1 protein-coding gene and 1 pseudogene are annotated in these 3,088 nt (G+C 55.7%); both read left to right on the plus strand.

Features of this window, described 5'->3' with window-relative positions:
• The first annotated feature begins 279 nt into the window (after positions 1–279).
• Entirely contained in the window at positions 280–2,685 is a 2,406-nt protein-coding gene (locus BBW68_RS13365) for a DUF3772 domain-containing protein (RefSeq protein ID WP_070135734.1), read from the plus strand.
• Positions 2,686–2,867: 182 nt separating this feature from the next.
• A pseudogene (locus BBW68_RS13370) lies at positions 2,868–3,088 on the plus strand (IS6 family transposase); the annotation flags it as partial.

The following is a 3,088-nucleotide window of genomic DNA, read 5'->3' on the forward strand; positions in this document are numbered from 1 at the left end:
TTATTTGGGGCATCCCCTAGGGGAGATGCGTCTGGTGAGCAGAGCCTTTGAAAGATAAGACCTTTCAATAACACGAAAGGCTAACTCATCAATATCTTTGCAACAGTGCCATCCAGTTTGCCATCGGCGGCTGAACTTGCGATCATAGATTATTCTTATGACAACGAACAGGTTTTTACATCGTGAATCCTATAGTCCCGGTCAAGGCAAAAACATAAACTATGCTAGCAAATTTATTGGCGCATCGCAGCGTCTTCTTCAGTATCAGGAACCTTTTTCATGTCTGGCTTGTTAACTTTTCTTCGCATCTGCCTGCTGGCGCTGGTGGCACTCTCCCCGCAGCTGGTCTTGGCCGCCGATAATAGCGACCCGCAGCAAACTGAGGATGCCGCACCGAAGGTCAATGCAGCCGTCGAACTGCCAAAAATGCAGAAAGTGCTGGATAAAATCAAGCAGCAGGTTTCAGACGAAACTAACGACAGCAAGCTCAGCGCGCTAAATGATATAGCACTGGAGCTGTCCGGCGATGCCGATATTTTGATCCAGAGCATCACCCCGCAGCGTGCGCAGCTGCAGGCGCAGCTGGCGGTGCTTGGCTTGGCCCCCAAGGCCGACAGCGGGGTGAAAGAGACCGCTGAAGTGACCAGCAAACGTACCAAGCTGGAAAACCAGAAAAGCAAAATGGACGACCAGATCAAGCAGGCCGAAGCGATTAAAAGCGGCTCGATCAATCTGTCGGCACAGATCGTTAACCTGCGCCGCGACGCGCTGAAAACCCAGCGCGCGCTTAACGCAGGCAGCATCTTTAGCCTGCGCTTCTGGGCTCCGCTGTTCAATACCCAAAGCGATGACAGCAGCAAGATCGGTGATTTTGTCGATGAGCTGACGTCAACCGCCGCGCTTTCTTGGGAACTTGGCTGGCGCCTTGGCACCCTTGCCTGGCTGCTGGCTGCGGTGCTGGTCGCCACGCTGGGCCGCCGTTACCTAGAAGAGTTCCTCGCTTGGGTCGGCATCCATCATCTGCCGGAAGGTCGTCTGCGCCGCAGCTTCCTTGCGGCAGTCACCGCGATGACCACGCTGGCTGCCGTAGTGCTGGCGTTTAACTTCCTCGACCAAGCGTTTACCCGTCACGATGAAGTGATCGATGACGTGCGCGACTTCGCCGATAAGCTGGTGGGTCTGAGTATTTTCTGCGGACTGATTGCCGGACTGGGGCGCGCCTTCCTCTCTACGCGCCGTCCGTCCTGGCGCCTGCCGAATATCTCCAACGAAGTGGCAATGGCGTTAAAACCGTTCCCAACGCTGACTGCTGGGCTGGTGTTTATCTTCCAGACCGTGGAAATTTTTAACAGCAGCGCCAACACCAGCGTCGGCACAACGATTTTTGCCAACGGCATGACCGCGCTGCTGATTGGCGCGACCGCGCTGTCGATCAGCATGCGCACTAACCGCGTGCGCCGCCGGATGATCCAGGAAGGGCATCAGCCGGAGGCGAAATCGACGCTGGTGGGCTTAATCCAGATGGCGCTGACGCTGATTGGCGTGGCGATTATGATTGCGCTGACGATCGGCTATATCACGATGGCGCGCTTCCTGAGCTACGAGCTGATCTGGATGGGGCTGGTGTTTGGCACCTTCTATATCTTCAGCCAGCTAGTAGCCGACGGCTGTGAAAGTCTGTTTTCGACCAACAATGCCACCGGTAAGCGTATCCAGACCTCGCTGAATATTGACGAGCGCTACCTAGGGCAGATCGCTACGGTGCTGGGCGCTATCGGCAAAACCCTGCTGGTGCTGACCGCTGTGATGGCGCTGCTCAACGGCACTTTCGGTAGCTCGACACCGATTGAGCTGGTGCAGAAAGCCATTGAGTTTTGGAGTGGCAAAGGGCCGGAGTCGCTGAACATCGTGCCGGCGCATATGCTGAATGCGCTGATCTGCCTAGTGGTCGGTATCTGGGTGCTGCGCTCGGTGAAGCGCTGGCTGGAGCACGACTTCCTGCCGAAAACCACCATGGATATCGGCATGCGCGTCTCGCTGATCACGCTGTTCAGCAACATCGGCTTTGTGCTGGTGATCCTGATGACGCTGTCGATTATGGGCCTGCAGTGGAACAAGCTGGCGTGGATCGTCAGCGCCCTGTCAGTGGGTATCGGTTTTGGCTTACAGGAGATAGTGAAGAACTTTATCTCCGGCCTAATCCTGCTGACTGAGCGCCCGGTGAAAGTCGGCGATCTGGTGAGCATCAGCGGTATCGAGGGCGATATTCGCCGGATTAACGTGCGCGCCACCGAGATCCAGCTCAGCGATAAATCGACGGTGATCGTGCCGAACTCGCAGCTGATCTCACAGAATGTGCGTAACGCCACCATGGGCAACGCGCAGGGCGTAGCGACCATTACGCTGACTTTCCCGCTGGATATCGACCCGCAGCAGGTGCGCCAGCTGCTGCAGGATGTGTATAACGAAAACGGGCTCATTCTGGAGAACCCGGAGCCGTCGGTATCGTTCAAAGATCTGACCACCAGCGGAATTGTGCTGTCGGTAACCGGTAACGTTGCCAGCCCGCGCCAGGTCAGCGGCGCGAAAAGCGATCTGCTGTTCGATATCCTTACCCGCCTGCGTAAAGAGGGTGTGGTGCTCTCCACGCCGCAGACTATGATCATCGAACGCAAGAATGGCTAGGTGGTATTGCAGGAACCCGAAGAGTAGGGGGCAGGCATGCCTGATCCCTACGGTTTATCGCATCCGCACTCACCCCAGTGCTTCGCACGCGTGGTTTTGCCAATCCCCAGATAAGACGTAAGGCACTGTTGCAAAGATCTGGCGGGTAAACTGATGCCACTGTTTAGTTGAAGGAGCAGCACATGAACCCATTTAAAGGTCGACATTTTGAGCGTCATATTATCCTGTGGGCCGTCCGCTGGTACTGCAAATATGGCATCAGTTATCGTGAGATGCAGGAGATGCTGGCTGAGCGAGGGGGAAATGTTGATCACACCACGATTTATCGATGGGTTCAGCGTTATGCACCTGAAATGGAAAAGCGGCTGTGCTGGTACTGGCGTCAACCTTCCGGTTTTGGCTC

Origin of the sequence: Candidatus Erwinia dacicola, assembly GCF_001756855.1 — a bacterium.
Taxonomy (GTDB): Bacteria; Pseudomonadota; Gammaproteobacteria; order Enterobacterales; family Enterobacteriaceae; genus Erwinia; species Erwinia dacicola.

Bases quoted from the DNA above. Each gene is read 5' to 3' on its own strand.
- BBW68_RS13365 (WP_070135734.1), top strand. From the start codon at position 280: ATGTCTGGCTTGTTAACTTTTCTTCGCATCTGCCTGCTGGCGCTGGTG.